The organism is Methylobacterium endophyticum, from assembly GCF_050591105.1.
GTDB lineage: Bacteria > Pseudomonadota > Alphaproteobacteria > Rhizobiales > Beijerinckiaceae > Methylobacterium.
Window position 1 is genome coordinate 65,970 of the sequence record NZ_JBNHES010000004.1, and the last position, 12,979, is coordinate 78,948.

Sequence of the window (12,979 nt, forward strand, 5' to 3'; positions counted from 1 at the left end):
CGTTGTTCTTCTGGTCGCGCGTCGGCGTCGGAAAGCCCCCGCTCAGGCGGAGACGGCCGTGGCCGGGGCGTCGGGATCGCTGGACTTGATGAGATAGCCGGTGACGGAGCGGGCCGGGGTCAGGTAGCGCCCGGCGGCCTCGACGAGCTGCTCCCTCGTCACGCTCTCGATGTCGGAGGGCCAGCGCCGCACCTCCTCGATGGTCTCGCCGATGGCGAGCGCCGAGCCGAAGATGCGCGCGAGCGAGGATTGGCTGTCGGAGGAATAGACCGTCTCGGCGACGAGCCTCGTCTTGGCCCGCTCGATCGCCTCCGGCCCCAGCGCCTCGGAGGGCGCCTTGCGCAGCGCCTTGTCCACGGCCTCCTCCAGAGCCTCCAGGGAGACGCCCTCGGCCGGCACCGCGTAGACGGAGAAGCGGGTGTCGTCGATGGCCGAGCCCATGTACCAGGCGCCCGCGTTCACGGCGATGCCCTGCTCCAGGACGAGCTTGCGGTAGAGATACGAGGTCGCGCCGCCGCCGAGCAGCTCGGCCAGCAGTTCCAGCGCATGGCAGCCGCCGTCGCGGGCGGTGATGCAGGAGGGGGCGAGATAGAGGCGCTGGAGCGTCGGCTGCTCGACCTTCGGGTCCGCGATGGCGATGCGGCGCATGGCCTTGGGCTCGGGCTCGCGGGGGCGCACCCGGATCGGCCGGGCCCCCTGGGGCGCGACGCGGCCATAGGTGGAATCGGCCAGCCGCCGGACCTCGTCGGGGGTGACGTCGCCGGCCACCACGAGGATGGCGTTCTCAGGCGTGTAGAAGCGCTTGTAGTAGTCGAGGGCGTGGCCGCGGTTCAGCTCCTCGATCTCGTGCATCCAGCCGATGATCGGGATGCCGTAGGGGTGGTGCACGAAGAGCGAGGCGGCCATCGCCTCCGAGAGCTGCGCGGAGGGGTCGGTCTCGACCCGCATGCGGCGCTCCTCCAGCACCACGTCGCGCTCGGGCGCCACCACGGCGTCGTCGAGGACGAGACCGGTCATGCGGTCGGCCTCGAAGCTCATCATGGTGCCGAGATGGTCGCGGGCGACCCGCTGGAAATAGGCGGTGTAGTCGTAGCTCGTGAAGGCGTTCTCCTGGCCGCCGAGCCCCGACACGGCCTTCGAGAAGGCGCCGACGGGATGGGCCTCGGTGCCCTTGAACATCAGGTGCTCGAGGAAGTGGGCGATGCCGGACTGGCCGATCGGATCGTCGGCCGAGCCGTTGCGGTACCAGATCATGTGCGTCGCGACGGGGGCGCGGTGATCGGGCACCACCACCACGTCGAGGCCGTTGTCCAGGGTGAAGGCCGAGACCTCGGGTCCGCCGGCCTCCGAGCGCCCGAAGGGGGCGGCCTCGCCTCGCCCGGCGGCCCCCGCCGGGGACGGCCGGCGGCCGGTGAGGAGGGCGGGCTCGGGCTTCCTGAACAGATGCATGCGATTGTCCTGGTGCGGCCCTAGCGGATGGCCGTCTCTTCGTATCCCCGTGGAATCGCCCGTGTCGGCGCCGCGCGGGCGCCGGAGGCGAGGCAAGTCTCGTACGCGTTCCGGACGGCCGGAGGCGGCGTGGCCCGGCTCAGCGGCCGCGCAGGTAGACGCCCGGATCGGATTCCTCGCGCTCGCGGCTCGGATTGTTGATCGGGTCGCTGGTGTTCTTGGCCACGGGCTTGGGCGCCTTGCGGTAGCCGGTGGGCGGATCGGTCAGCACGTCGCGGCTCGGCTCGACGACGGACGGCTCGGTCCTGTCCTGGCCGATGCCCTTCATCAGCTCCAGCGGATTGACCCAGAACGAATCGCGGTTGCCGTCGCCGGGCTTGGGTTGGACCTCGGTGGTCATGTTGGCGTCGGCCCGGCGTCCCGAGCGGATATCGTCGACGCTCAGGGTGGCGTTGTTGTCGTTGTAGCGCCCCTGCGGCTGGCCGCCTCTCGGAAGGCGTGCCTCCTCGGCGGCCTTCTGGCGGGCCAGGACCTCCGGCTCCCTCGGCCATTCGGGGGAGGCGTTGGCGGAGCGCGGCGGCGGCAGGGCGCGGCCGTCGAGCTTCGGCGGCATCACCAGGGGAGCGCGCTCGCGATAGGTGATCGCGGGCTTCTCCTTCTCGATCAGGCCGAGCGTGCTCAGCGTGTCGCGCATGAGCTCGCCCTGGGGCTGCTGCGCGGCGGCTGGCCCGGCGGTGGAGAGGCCCAGGCCGAGGCCCGCGACGGCGGCGAGGAGGAAGCGGCGGTGCCCGGTCATGCTGCCCCACAGGGTTTCCGGCCGGGATGTCCGGGACGCTCCTCGCGCCCCTCCGGCCGCCTCGCGCGCCGGACCCGATCCGATGTCGTGGGCCTGAGCCCGGTTTCAGGCGATCGTAAGGCGCCTTGACCGCAGCGCACCACCCTTCGCCGCGCCTCGGGCGAATCCAGAATGCGGATGTGGCGCCCCCATCACAGGGGCGAGGCGCTTCCCGAGCGGGCCGGGCGGACCGCGTCGATCACGAGCCCAACGACCCCGGCCACGATGGCCGCGTCCGCGACGTTGAACACGTACCAGGACCATGCCCCGGCATGGAGATGGACGAAGTCGAACACCGCGCCGTAGGCGATGCGGTCGACCGCGTTGCCGAGCGCCCCGCCGGCCACCAGCCCGAGGGAGAGCGCGAGCAGCCTCGAGGGACAGCGCAGCATCCACCAGACCAGCCCCGCCGCCGCCGCCAGGGAGACGGCGACGAGGAGCCAGCGCCCCACCCCGCCGTCCTGCTGGAACAGGCCGTAGGAGACGCCCCTGTTCCAGACCACGACGAACTCGGCATAGGGGCCGAGGCGCCAGGGTTGGGTCAGCACGAGATCCGTGCCGAGATAAAGCCAGAGCTTGGAGATCTGGTCGAAGGCGAGCGTGGCGACGAGGGCGGCAAGGCCGTAACGGGCGGGGCGCGTCATAGACACACCCAGCCTTCCCTCTCCCCTTTGCGGGAGAGGGTGGCCCTCACGTCAGCGAGGGTCGGGAGAGGAGAGCGCGCTACCCGGACGCGGCGCTCCCCTCTCCCGACCCGCTTCGCGGGCCACCCTCCCCCGCAGAGGGGGGAGGAACATTCGCGTGACGTGTTCACGCGCGCTGCTCCGCATCCCATTCCCGCAGCGCCCTGGCGTCGCGGGGCGTCACGTCGGGATAGTCCGGGTCCATGCCGACATCGGGGCTGACCCGCCAGGAGCGGGCGCATTTGCGGCCCTCGGCCAGGGCCGGCACCACCGCGACCCCGCGCACCTCATCGAGGCGGAAGGCATCGCCCGGCCCCTCGCCGGCCTCGACCCGGATGGCGGAGGTGATGCAGACCTCGGCGAGATCGACCCCGTCCAGCGCACCGAGCAGCGCGGCATCGGCCACATGGACGACCGGCGCCGCCTCCAGGCTCGCGCCGATGCGCTTGGCCGCGCGCTCGATCTCGAGCGCCCCCGTCACCACCCGGCGCACGGCCCGGATCCTCTGCCAGCGCTCCGCGAGGGCGGCATCGCGCCAGGAGGCAGGCGTCTCGGGAAGCTGCTGGAGATGCACCGAGCCGTCCTCGGACGGGTAGCGGTCGAGCCAGGCTTCCTCAGCCGTGAAGGCCAGCACGGGGCTGAGCCAGATCGTGACCCGGCGAAACACCTCGTCGACGACCTGGAGCGCCGCGCGGCGCGCGCCGGAGGAGATCGGATCGCAGTAGAGCGTGTCCTTGCGGACGTCGAAATAGAAGGCCGAGAGGTCGCCGGTCATGAAGCCGTTGAGGAGCGCCACGACCCGCTTCGTGTCGAAGGCCGCATAGGCCTCGCGGATCTCGCCGTCGAGCTCGGCCAGCCGGTGCAGGATCAGCCGCTCCAGCTCCGGCATGTCCGCGAACGGCACGTCGTCGCCGGGCACGCGGTGCGCCAGGGAGCCCAGCATCCAGCGCAATGAGTTGCGCAGCTTGCGGTAGGTCTCCGCGAAGGTCTTCACGATTTCCGGGCCGATGCGCAGGTCATCCGTGTAGTCGGAGGCCGCCACCCAGAGCCGCAGGATGTCGGCGCCGGAATCCTTGATGATGTTCTGGGGCGCGACGACGTTGCCCTTCGACTTCGACATCTTCAGCCCCTTGGGGTCGAGGACGAAGCCGTGGGTGAGCACGATGTCGTAGGGCGCGCGCCCCCGCGTGCCGCAGGATTCGAGCAGCGAGGACTGGAACCAGCCGCGATGCTGGTCGGAGCCTTCGAGATACATCACGGTGTCCGTGCCGCCGTCGCGCTTGCGCACCACGCCGGAAAGCCCCGGAAACGCCTGCGGATCGTCGAGCACGAAGGCGTGGGTGGAGCCGGAATCGAACCAGACGTCGAGGACGTCCGTCACCTTCTCGTACTCCGCCGGATCGTGCTCGGGGCGTAGGAAGCGGGCGCCGTCCACGTCCGAGAACCAGGCATCGGCCCCCTCGGCCTCGAAGGCGGCGCGGATGCGGGCATCGACGCGCTCGTCGCGCAGGACCTCGCTCGTGCCCTTCCGGACGAAGACGGTGATCGGCACGCCCCAGGCGCGCTGGCGCGAGACCACCCAGTCCGGCCGGTTGCCGACCATGCCGTTGATGCGGTTCTTTCCTTGAGGCGGGACCCAGCGTGTGTCCTCGATCGCCTGGACGGCGACCTCCCGGAGCGTCCGGTTGCCGAGCGTCTCCACCGGACGGTCCATGGCGATGAACCATTGCGGCGTGTTGCGGAAGATCACCGGCTTCTTCGAGCGCCAGGAATGCGGGTACTGGTGGCGCAGCACGCCGCGCGCCACGAGATTGCCGGCCTCGACCAGCGCCGCGATCACCGCCTTGTTGGCGTCGCCCTTTTCGCCCTTATGGTTAAGGACGAGTTTTCCCGTGAAACCATACGCCTCCTCCGTCAGCGCCCCGTCGGCGTCGACAGTGTAGGGGATGCGCGTGTCGATGCCGCGCTGAGCCAGCGCGCGGCCGTTGGCCATCCAGATCTCGAAATCCTCGCGGCCATGGCCCGGCGCCGTGTGGACGAAGCCCGTGCCGGACTCGTCGGTGACGTGGTCGCCGTCGAGCATCGGCACGGCGAAATCGTAGCCGAGCGTGGCGAGCGGGTGCGCCAGCGTCAGGCCGGCGAGCGCCGAGACGGGCACGTCACGCACGCGCTCGAACGCCTCGACACGCGCCGCCGAGAAGACGGTCGCCGCGAGGCTGTCGGCCAGGAGATAGGTATCGCCGGCCTTCGCCCAGTTCTCGTCCGCCGCCTGCGTGACGCGATAGAGCCCGTAGGCGATCTTCTTCGAGTAGGCGACGGCTCGGTTGCCGGGGATCGTCCAGGGCGTGGTCGTCCAGATGACCACGCGCGCGCCGGCCAAATCGTCGCCCGCGCCCTCGCGGACCGGGAACGCCACGAAAACCGTGTCGCTGACATGCTCCTCGTATTCGACCTCGGCCTCGGCGAGCGCGGTCCTCTCCACCACCGACCACATCACCGGCTTCGAGCCGCGATAGAGCTGGCCGGTGGCGGCGAATGTCATCAGCTCGGCGGCGATGGCCGCCTCCGCGCGGAAATCCATGGTGACATAGGGGTGGTCCCAGTCGCCGGTGACGCCGAGGCGCTTGAACTCCTCGCGCTGCACGTCGAGCCAGTGGCCGGCGAAGCTCCGGCACTCCTGGCGGAACTCGATGACCGGCACCTCGTCCTTGTTGCGGCCCTTGGCGCGGTACTGCTCCTCGATCTTCCACTCGATGGGCAGGCCGTGGCAGTCCCAGCCGGGCACGTAGTTCGCGTCGAAGCCGAGCGCGCCCTGCGAGCGGACGATCACGTCCTTGAGGATCTTGTTGAGCGCCGTGCCGATATGGATGTTGCCGTTGGCGTAGGGCGGGCCGTCGTGCAGCACGAATTTCGGCCGGCCCTTCGCCGCCACGCGGATGCGGCCGTAGAGGTCGCTCGCCTTCCAGCGCTCCAGGAGCAGCGGCTCGCGCACCGGCAGGCCGGCGCGCATGGGGAAATCGGTCTTGGGCAGAAACAGGGTCTGCGAGTAGTCGCGCGCGGGGGCGGCGGGGGCGGAGTCGGTCATCGGAAGGTGTGTGGTCCGGCGCTTCGGGTCGGGCCGGCCGAAACAGCCGGCGGCAAAGGAGCAGGTGCCCTTGGGGAGCACGTGCCCTTGGGGCGGGCGTCACGTCCCGGCATCCGCGCGGCCGCGCGAGCGCGACCCCTAGACGGAGGCCGGGCCGGTAATTCGAGCGGGGCCGGAGCCGCGGCAATCGTGGACGATGCGCATGGCCACGGCTTCTAGCAGCGGCGGCAGGCGCGCGCCAGCGGCCAACGTCCGAGCCCGCCGCCGCAATTTCGCCGGAGGCCGGGGCTCTGCCTCGCGCATGAACCGGCCTGGGAGCCCCATGCGCCACGCCACCGCGGCGACGCTCGCCGGATGCCTCCTCACGGCCATACCGGCGGCCCACGCCGCTCCCCCGTGCGACGACGCCGCGCGTAAAAAAATCCTGGCGCCGGCCGTGCCGGGGGACGAGAGCGTGCGGCTCGCATGCAGCCTGCGCCTGTCGGAGGGCGAGCACGTCACCAAGCGCATCCTGCTCGAAGGTGCCTCCGCCTCCGGCGTCGCCATCGATTGCAACGGCGCGCGCATCGGCCGGTCCTCGCCGCCGCCGGCCTTCGGGCAGTTCGCCATCGAGATCCGCTCCGGCGGTCCCCGTCCGGGGCGCGACGGCGAGCCCGTCTGGGAGCGCCCCTCCGACATCGCGATTCGCGGCTGCGCCATCGACGGGCATATCCGCATCTGGGGCATGGGGCTGAACGGACAGGGCGAGGCGGTGAAGGCGTCGTCGCACCGGCCGGGACATACCGAGCGCGCGCAAGCCGCCGCGCCGACGCGCATCGCCATCACGGACTCCACGCTGACGGCGCTCGGGGGCATCCCGCTCTATCTCGGCCCCGGCGTCACGCAGGTGACGCTGCAAGGCTCGCGGCTGCGGGGACGCTCGAGCTCGGTCGCCGTCTATCTCGACGCCGAGAGCGCGAGAAACGTCATCGACGGCAACGATATCGATGTGGAGACGGGCCGCGAGACCGTCGCCGTCGACGGCTCGGCCGGCAACCGCATCACCGGCAACCGCTTCGTCCTGCACGGGCAGCGCGGGATCGACCTCTACCGCAACTGCGGCGAGGGCGGCACGGTGCGCCACCAGACCCCGTCCGACAACCTGATCGCCGAGAACCGCTACCGCCATGCCGGCTTCTGGCGTCCCGATTTCGTGAAGGTCGGCTCGCGCGAGGGCTGGCGGCTCTATTGCGGGGAGGACGCGGGCTATCCGTTCGGCTCCAGCCTCGACGACGGCGACCACGCCACCGGCAACGTCCTGCGCGGCAACAGCCAAGAGTGAGCCGGCGGCCGCTCACGCGGTCTCCGCCGATGTGCCGGCTCATCTTCTCGTGAGGCGCGGGACCTTATTCCAAGCCTGACCGTTATCCCCTCGTGCCCGAGTCGGCGGACGACGACGAAGCCGCGCCACGGGCCTGAAACCGACAAGAGAAACGGACGCTTCCGCCATGAAGACATTCCTGCTCGCAGCGAGCCTCGCCCTCTCCTCCCTCACCCTCGCCGGCACCGCGGCCGATGCCCAGGGCCTCGTCGGCGGCGCGCAGCGCGGCGCGGCCGAGGGCGACCGCGTCGGCGGTCCGGTCGGCGGCATCGTCGGCGGTGCCGTGGGTGCCGGCGTCGGCACCGTCAACGGCGCCCTCGGCATCGATCCCGGCCGGCGCGCCTACCGCACGGACCTGCGCTCGCGCCGCGGCTACCGGCACCATCGCCGCCACCACCGTCATCACCGGTGAGGGACCGGGCGGCCGGCCCTCACGCGGCCGGCCGCGCATCCCGGCGGCGGGTTTCCTGGGCGAGGAGATACAGGCCGGAGCCCACGACGATCGACGCGCCGGCCAGCGTCCAGCGGCTCGGCACGTCGCCGAAGATCAGGTAGCCGAGGGCCACCGACCACAGGAGCTGCGTGTAGAGGAAGGGCGCCAGCACGTTCGCCGGCGCCAGCGCATGCGCCATGATCAGCAGCCAGTGCCCGAGCGTCCCCCACAGGCCGACGCCGACGAGCAGCGCCCAGACGGCCCAGGAATCGGGGCTCCGCCAGATCCAGGGCAGCAGCGGGCTCATCAGGGCGAGGCCCGAGAGCCCCGAATAGAACAGCGTCGTCGCGGTGGAATCGAAGGCCGCGAGCCGGCGCGTCGTGAGGATGTAGCAGGCATAGCAGGTCATGTTGCCGAGGCTCAGCAGCATCGCCGGATGCATGGTGCCGACCCCCGGCCGCACGATCACGAGCACCCCCACGAACCCCACGGCGATGGCGGCGAGCCGGCGCGGGGAGGACCATTCGCCGAGAAGCGGCCCCGCCAGCAGCGCCACGGCCAGCGGTGCGGCGAACTGGATCGAGAGCGTCTCGGCGAGTTGGAGATGGCGCAGGGCGAAGAAGTTCAGAGCCGTGGAGCCGAAGAGCAGCAGCGAGCGCAGGATCTGGAGGCCGGGCCGGGCGGTGCGCGCGACGCCGGGGGTGCGAACCGGGTTCAGGACCAGCGAGATCAGGCCGACGCTCACGGCGTAGCGCATGAAGGTCGTCAGCAGCGGATCGACCCCGGCGCGGGCGAGGCCCTTGGCGGAGGCGTCGAGCAGCGCGAAGAACGCCACGGTGCCGCACATCAGGGCGATGCCGGCGAGCCGGCGCCGGTCGGGTTTTTCGACGGGCGCCGTCTCGTCCCTGCCGCTCACCCGCCATCTCCCGCGCCGGGAACGGCTTCTAGCGGAGGCTGACGACGTCCGGCAGCGTTCTCGGCGCAGAACGGCCGTGCAAGCGCGACGGCAAGCGTTCGAAAAAAATCAGATCGGGCGTTCGAGGTCGCCGGCCTCCGAGAGGGCGAGGTCCGCCTCGTCGTCCTCGGCGTCGAGCTCGGCCTCCGTCTCGTGCCCGGCGACGCCCGCCGCGTCGGCGAGGCTGCGGGCGACCTTGCGCAGGAGCTTGCGCAGGCGGCGGCGCTCCTTGTTGTCGAAACCGTCGAGCAGCTCCGATTCGACGTCGTCCCAGATGCGCTCGATGGCCTCGGCCTTGGCGAGACCCGATTCGGTGAGGCGCACGCGCACCACGCGGCCGTCCCCGGCTTCCGCCCGGCGCTCGACGATGCCGAGCGCGGCGAGCCGCGAGATGGTCTTGGAGGCGGTGGGCGGGCGGACCCGCAGGGTGGCGGCGAGGTCGCCCATGGTCATGGTGCCGGCGGCTGCGAGCGCCTGGACCACCTGTTCCTGGCCGGCGAAGAGCCCGAGCGCGGCCAGGCGGTCGCCGATGCGGGAGCGGTGGAGGCGGGCCGCCTGGACGAGGGCCCAGCCGACGCTCTTCGAGCCGGGGGGACGCAGGCGCTTGCCGGCCTTGTGCTCACGCTCGACCTCGCGGCCCTGCCTCGCCTTGCCGTTCACGCTGCCACCCGGACTGTCGCCCGCCGGCACGGGCGCCGGTTCGTCGTCGACGGCTGACATGGTGCACCCCTTGGCCCAGCATTTCCAGGCACGGGCAGCGAGGCTCCGGGCATGGACAAGCACGAAAGGCCGGATCCTGATCGGATAGCCGGCGCTCGTGACGAGGCAGTGCAGGCTTATCGTGAAGCTGAGATGACAAAGGCCGGCGCGGGCCGGCGCCGTCCCCCGGCCGATGGGCGCTCAGCAGTCCATCAGGCCGCGAAGCTGATGCAGGATGTCCTCGCCGGTGCAGGGCCGGGCGATGAATCGGGCGCCGGCGGGCATGCGCTCGGGGTCCGGCGCGGCACGGCCCGACACGATCAGGATGGGCAGCCTCGGGCGCGCCTCCGCCACGGAATGCGCCAGCTCGAAACCGTTGGCGCGCCCCGACAGCTCGACATCGGTGACGAGGCCGCAGATGTCGGGCCGCGCCTGGAGGATGGAGAGCGCGCGCTCGGCCGAGGCGCATTGCACGGTCTCGTAGCCGCCGTCCTCGAGCACGTCGCCGAGGTCCATGATGGTCAGCGCCTCGTCCTCGACGAGCAGGATCACCGGCCGCTCGGCCGTCGTCTCGGGCCCGGTCTCGTTCTCGGGGCTCATGACCATCCTGCGTCCTCCAAGTCCCAGTTCATGTCCCGGTCGTCGGCTGCGGCCGCACCGCGTCCGCAAGCCCAACGTCGGGAGGGCGTCCGGGTTGCAGCGCGGTCAGCCGGCGGCTGCCTCTTCTCGCGCCGCGCGCACCAGCTCCGCCACGAGGAGATCGAGATCGGCGGGGCCGATGGTCAGGGCCGGAGTCAGGTAGAGGATGCGGCCGAACGGTCTCACCCAGACGCCGCGCGCGACGAGCGCCCGCTTCAGCCGGGCGAGATCCGGGGCGTGCGCGAACTCGACGGCCCCGATGGCCCCAAGGACGCGCGCATCGCGGATGCCGGGGAGCCCGCGCAACTCCCCCAGGCCCTCGGCAAGCCGCGCCCCGATGGCGCGGGCCTGCACCAGGCGCGGCTCGGTCTCGAACAGGTCGAGGCTGGCATTCGCTGCCGCGCAGGCCAGCGGATTGGCCATGAAGGTCGGGCCATGCATGAGCGCGGCGGCGGGGTCGTCGGACCAGAACTCCCGGAACACCGCCTCCGTGGCGATGGTGGCGGCGAGCGCCATGGTGCCGCCGGTGAGCGCCTTCGAGAGGCAGAGGATGTCCGGCACGATCCCCGCCTGCTCGCAGGCGAACAGGCTGCCCGTGCGCCCGAAGCCGGTGAAGATCTCGTCGGCGATGAGCGGCAGGCCGTGGGCGCGGGCGAGCCGCGCGACGACGGCCAGCACCTCCGGCGGATGCACGAGCATGCCGCCCGCCCCCTGCACCAGCGGCTCGACGATCACCGCCGCCAGCGTCTCGCGGTGCCGGCTCAAGGCGGCATCGAGCGCCGCCGTCTCCTGCGCGGTCCTCGGCAGGTCGCAGAAAACCTGCTCGGGCAGGTAGGCGCCGAAGCGGCGATGCATCCCCTCCTCGGGGTCGCAGACCGACATCGCCCCCATGGTGTCGCCATGGTAGCCGCCCCGGAAGGCGAGCACGCGGGTGCGGCCCGCGACGCCCCGGTTCAGCCAGAGCTGCGCCGCCATCTTCAGGGCCACCTCGACGGCGACCGAGCCGGAATCGGTGAAGAAGACGCGCGACAGGTCTCCGGGCGCCATCGCCGCCAGCCGGGAGGCCAGGCGCTCGGCCGGGGCGTGGGTCAGGCCGCCGAACATCACATGCGGCATCGCCGCGAGCTGGGCCGAGACGGCGCGGGCGATATGCGGGTGGTTGTAGCCGTGCACCGCCGTCCACCAGGAGGCGATGCCGTCGACGAGCTCGCGCCCATCCGCCAGAACGATGCGCGAGCCGTGGGTGCGCACCGCCTCCAGCGGCGGATCGGCCGTCTTCATCTGGGTGTAGGGCCGCCAGAGATGCCCGTCGGCGCCGATGCTCATGGCGGCGGGATGGCGGGGCGGCCGGACGAGGTCAAGGAGGGGCTGCGGACGCGGTCGCGACAAAAGGCGGGACGCGCCGCGCTCGCGGCGCGTCCCAAGTCGAGGATGCGTACGACCGGAAGGGTGATGGCCGCCGCAAAAACAATCTACGCGTGTATTGCCGTTGTTCCAATCGAACATGCCATTTATGGTTGAGGCGGCGTCGGCCGGCGAGCGCGTGTCCCGCGCGGCCCGGCCATGCGCCGCCCTCGATCCCGCTTGACTTGGCCTCCGATGCGGGAGCCTTCAGGCCGGATGTCGTCGAGCCTCGAAACCTTCGCCCGGACCAAGCTCGCGAGCCTGGAGGCGGGCTCGCTGCGCCGCCGGCTCGTCCCGACGACGCGGGGCGCGCAGGCGAGCGCGACGCGCGGCGGCCGCAGCCTCGTCTCCTTCTCCTGCAACGACTATCTCGGCCTGAGCCAGGACCCGCGCGTGATCGCGGCGGCGCAAGAGGCGGCGGCGGCCTACGGGGCCGGGGCCGGCGGATCGCGGCTGGTGACGGGCAGCCATCCGCTGCTGTCCGCGCTGGAGGAGCGGCTCGCCCGGCACAAGGGCAAGGAGGCCGCCCTCGTCTTCGGCTCGGGCTATCTCGCCAATCTCGGCATCGTGCCGGCGCTCGCCGGCCCACGCGACCTCGTGCTCGTCGACGCCCTCGCCCATTCCTGCCTCTGGGCCGGGGCCCGCGCCTCGGGCGCGACGGTGGCGACGTTCCGCCACAACGACGCGGCGGACCTCGCGCGGCTGCTCGCCGAGCAGCGCGCCGGCCACGCGCATGCGATGATCCTGACCGAGCGCGTGTTCAGCATGGACGGCGACGTCGCGCCGCTCGCCGACATCCTCGCGCTCGCGGAGGCTCACGACGCCTGGACGCTGGTGGACGACGCGCACGGGCTCGGCGTGGTCGAGGCCGGGCGCCGGGCGCCCCTGGAGATGGGCACGCTCTCGAAGAGCCTCGGCTCCTATGGCGGCTATCTCTGCGCCGACCGCGCGGTGATCGACCTGCTGACGAGCCGGGCGCGCAGCTTCGTCTACACCACCGGCCTGCCGCCGGCCTCCGCCGCGGCGGCCCTCGAGGCGCTGACGATCCTCGAGGCGGAGCCGGAGCGGCGGGCGCGTCCGCTGATGCTGGCCCGCCGCTTCACCGCCCGGCTCGGCCTGCCGGAGGCGGAAAGCGCCGTGGTGCCGGTGCTGGTCGGCGAGGCGGAGGCCGCCCTCGCCCTGTCGGCGGCGCTGGAGGAGCGGGGGTTTCTCGTCGTCGCCATCCGGCCTCCGACCGTGCCGGCCGGGACGGCGCGCCTGCGGGTGGCGTTCTCGGCGGCCCATAGCGAGGCGCAGGTGGACGGGCTGGCCGAGGCGGTCGCGGCCCTGCGCTGAGTCGAAGATACGGCAAAGTCATCCATAGATAAATTGCGACCCAACTCCAAATAGAGCGCTTGCCGCCGAATTAGATACGGGCCGGATATCGGTCATCGTCGT

The 12,979-nt window shown here is 71.8% G+C and carries 11 protein-coding genes; 3 read left to right on the forward strand and 8 right to left on the reverse strand.

Annotated features, from left to right (window positions below):
- Positions 1 to 42: 42 nt before the first annotated feature.
- The 4 genes from ACP56T_RS06460 to ileS form a co-directional block, all read right to left on the reverse strand.
- Positions 43 to 1,449 carry a M16 family metallopeptidase gene (locus ACP56T_RS06460; RefSeq protein WP_430911303.1) on the reverse strand — a complete coding sequence of 469 codons (1,407 nt, stop codon included), beginning with the start codon at positions 1,447 to 1,449 and terminating at the stop codon, positions 43 to 45.
- A gap of 139 nt (positions 1,450 to 1,588) precedes the next feature.
- Positions 1,589 to 2,245: a hypothetical protein gene (locus tag ACP56T_RS06465; RefSeq protein ID WP_430911304.1), complete on the reverse strand. Its 657-nt coding sequence runs from the start codon at positions 2,243 to 2,245 to the stop codon at positions 1,589 to 1,591.
- A gap of 191 nt (positions 2,246 to 2,436) precedes the next feature.
- Positions 2,437 to 2,928 (reverse strand): signal peptidase II, encoded by a 492-nt coding sequence (gene lspA / locus ACP56T_RS06470; protein ID WP_430911305.1) that lies wholly within the window; start codon positions 2,926 to 2,928, stop codon positions 2,437 to 2,439.
- Between the two features lie 166 nt (positions 2,929 to 3,094).
- The gene (gene ileS / locus ACP56T_RS06475; protein ID WP_430911306.1) at positions 3,095 to 6,052 is read right to left on the reverse strand and encodes an isoleucine--tRNA ligase; all 2,958 of its coding nucleotides are present in this window, start codon (positions 6,050 to 6,052) and stop codon (positions 3,095 to 3,097) included.
- Between the two features lie 322 nt (positions 6,053 to 6,374).
- Between ileS and ACP56T_RS06480 the strand changes: the two genes are divergently transcribed.
- Positions 6,375 to 7,373: a right-handed parallel beta-helix repeat-containing protein gene (locus ACP56T_RS06480; RefSeq protein WP_430911307.1), complete on the forward strand. Its 999-nt coding sequence runs from the start codon at positions 6,375 to 6,377 to the stop codon at positions 7,371 to 7,373.
- 166 nt (positions 7,374 to 7,539) lie between these two features.
- Positions 7,540 to 7,824: a hypothetical protein gene (locus ACP56T_RS06485; protein ID WP_430911308.1), complete on the forward strand. Its 285-nt coding sequence runs from the start codon at positions 7,540 to 7,542 to the stop codon at positions 7,822 to 7,824.
- A 19-nt stretch (positions 7,825 to 7,843) separates the two neighbouring features.
- On the opposite strand, the gene ACP56T_RS06490 is transcribed toward ACP56T_RS06485, so the two are convergent.
- The 4 genes from ACP56T_RS06490 to ACP56T_RS06505 all read right to left on the reverse strand — a co-directional run bounded on the left by ACP56T_RS06490 (position 7,844) and on the right by ACP56T_RS06505 (position 11,464).
- The gene (locus ACP56T_RS06490) at positions 7,844 to 8,761 is read right to left on the reverse strand and encodes a DMT family transporter (protein ID WP_430911309.1); all 918 of its coding nucleotides are present in this window, start codon (positions 8,759 to 8,761) and stop codon (positions 7,844 to 7,846) included.
- 108 nt (positions 8,762 to 8,869) lie between these two features.
- Positions 8,870 to 9,520, reverse strand: coding sequence for a MarR family winged helix-turn-helix transcriptional regulator (locus ACP56T_RS06495; protein WP_430911310.1), 651 nt, complete (start codon positions 9,518 to 9,520; stop codon positions 8,870 to 8,872).
- Between the two features lie 180 nt (positions 9,521 to 9,700).
- A complete protein-coding gene (locus ACP56T_RS06500; RefSeq protein ID WP_430911311.1) occupies positions 9,701 to 10,099 on the reverse strand; it encodes a response regulator in 399 nt (132 codons plus the stop codon).
- A 105-nt stretch (positions 10,100 to 10,204) separates the two neighbouring features.
- Positions 10,205 to 11,464 carry an adenosylmethionine--8-amino-7-oxononanoate transaminase gene (locus tag ACP56T_RS06505; protein WP_430911312.1) on the reverse strand — a complete coding sequence of 420 codons (1,260 nt, stop codon included), beginning with the start codon at positions 11,462 to 11,464 and terminating at the stop codon, positions 10,205 to 10,207.
- A 294-nt stretch (positions 11,465 to 11,758) separates the two neighbouring features.
- Here ACP56T_RS06505 and ACP56T_RS06510 point away from each other — a divergent pair, with 294 nt between their 5' ends.
- Positions 11,759 to 12,877, forward strand: a complete 1,119-nt coding sequence (locus ACP56T_RS06510) for an aminotransferase class I/II-fold pyridoxal phosphate-dependent enzyme (protein WP_430911313.1) — start codon at positions 11,759 to 11,761, stop codon at positions 12,875 to 12,877.
- The last annotated feature ends 102 nt before the right edge of the window (positions 12,878 to 12,979 follow it).

What these genes read in the sequence shown, in the direction of transcription:
- ACP56T_RS06460 (WP_430911303.1), bottom strand. Translation starts at nt 1,449, where the DNA reads ATGCATCTGTTCAGGAAGCCCGAGCCCGCCCTCCTCACCGGCCGCCGG.
- ACP56T_RS06465 (WP_430911304.1), bottom strand. Translation starts at nt 2,245, where the DNA reads ATGACCGGGCACCGCCGCTTCCTCCTCGCCGCCGTCGCGGGCCTCGGC.
- lspA (WP_430911305.1), bottom strand. Translation starts at nt 2,928, where the DNA reads ATGACGCGCCCCGCCCGTTACGGCCTTGCCGCCCTCGTCGCCACGCTC.
- ileS (WP_430911306.1), bottom strand. Translation starts at nt 6,052, where the DNA reads ATGACCGACTCCGCCCCCGCCGCCCCCGCGCGCGACTACTCGCAGACC.
- ACP56T_RS06480 (WP_430911307.1), top strand. Translation starts at nt 6,375, where the DNA reads ATGCGCCACGCCACCGCGGCGACGCTCGCCGGATGCCTCCTCACGGCC.
- ACP56T_RS06485 (WP_430911308.1), top strand. Translation starts at nt 7,540, where the DNA reads ATGAAGACATTCCTGCTCGCAGCGAGCCTCGCCCTCTCCTCCCTCACC.
- ACP56T_RS06495 (WP_430911310.1), bottom strand. Translation starts at nt 9,520, where the DNA reads ATGTCAGCCGTCGACGACGAACCGGCGCCCGTGCCGGCGGGCGACAGT.
- ACP56T_RS06500 (WP_430911311.1), bottom strand. Translation starts at nt 10,099, where the DNA reads ATGAGCCCCGAGAACGAGACCGGGCCCGAGACGACGGCCGAGCGGCCG.
- ACP56T_RS06505 (WP_430911312.1), bottom strand. Translation starts at nt 11,464, where the DNA reads ATGAGCATCGGCGCCGACGGGCATCTCTGGCGGCCCTACACCCAGATG.
- ACP56T_RS06510 (WP_430911313.1), top strand. Translation starts at nt 11,759, where the DNA reads ATGTCGTCGAGCCTCGAAACCTTCGCCCGGACCAAGCTCGCGAGCCTG.